General features: G+C 52.6%; 2 protein-coding genes. Both read left to right on the forward strand.

Annotated features, from left to right (window positions below; genetic code table 11):
• Nucleotides 1-69 precede the first annotated feature (69 nt).
• Nucleotides 70-378, forward strand: a complete 309-nt coding sequence (locus HMPREF2967_RS00055; RefSeq protein WP_010188437.1) for an IS3 family transposase — start codon at nt 70-72, stop codon at nt 376-378.
• Nucleotides 378-688 (forward strand): IS3 family transposase (locus HMPREF2967_RS00060; RefSeq protein WP_158014656.1); only part of this gene is annotated, 311 nt, incomplete at its 3' end. The genes HMPREF2967_RS00055 and HMPREF2967_RS00060, both read left to right, overlap by 1 nt.

Raw genomic sequence — 688 nt, forward strand, 5'->3', positions numbered from 1 at the left:
TGAGGTTACCCTCGTTTAGTGGACACCCTATTTGTACGGATCTTGTGTCCGTAAGAGAGGATGTTCATTGTGAGTCAACAGCGCAAGAAGTACACGCCTGAGTACCGGCGTGAGGCCGCGAACCTGGTAATCGAGTCAGAGCGCCCGATTGCCCATGTGGCTAAAGAGATTGGTGTTTCCGCCGGGCTTTTAGGCCGGTGGGTCAAACTCGAGCGTGAACGCCGAGGAGCCTCAGATGGGATGAGTGAGGCTGATCTTCGTGCTGAGAATGCTCGTCTGCGCCGTGAGTTGGCTGAAGCAAAGATGGATAACGAGTTTTTGTCAAAAGCGACAGCCTTCTTCGCCGCGAAGCAACGCGAGCAGAAAAGTTCGAACTAATGCAGCAGGAGAAGGCAAACTACAGCATCAAACGCATGGCACGGCTATTAAAAGTGTCTCGGTCTGGATACTACAAATGGGCCCATGCGCAACAGAAACGACTATCCGGAAAAGATGATCGGGCAGCATTTTACGATGATGTTGACCGAAAGATTCATCAGATTTGGAAAGACTCCGATGAGGTTTATGGTGCTCCGCGGATCACCGCAGAGCTCGCCGAGCGCTACCGCATTTCGCTTAACCGTAAGACTGTGGCGAAGCGGATGCGCATGATGGGCATTGAAGGGATTTCACCGCGTGCCTTTGTCCC

This window comes from Corynebacterium sp. HMSC059E07, from assembly GCF_001814395.1.
GTDB classification, from domain to species: Bacteria; Actinomycetota; Actinomycetes; order Mycobacteriales; family Mycobacteriaceae; genus Corynebacterium; species Corynebacterium hesseae.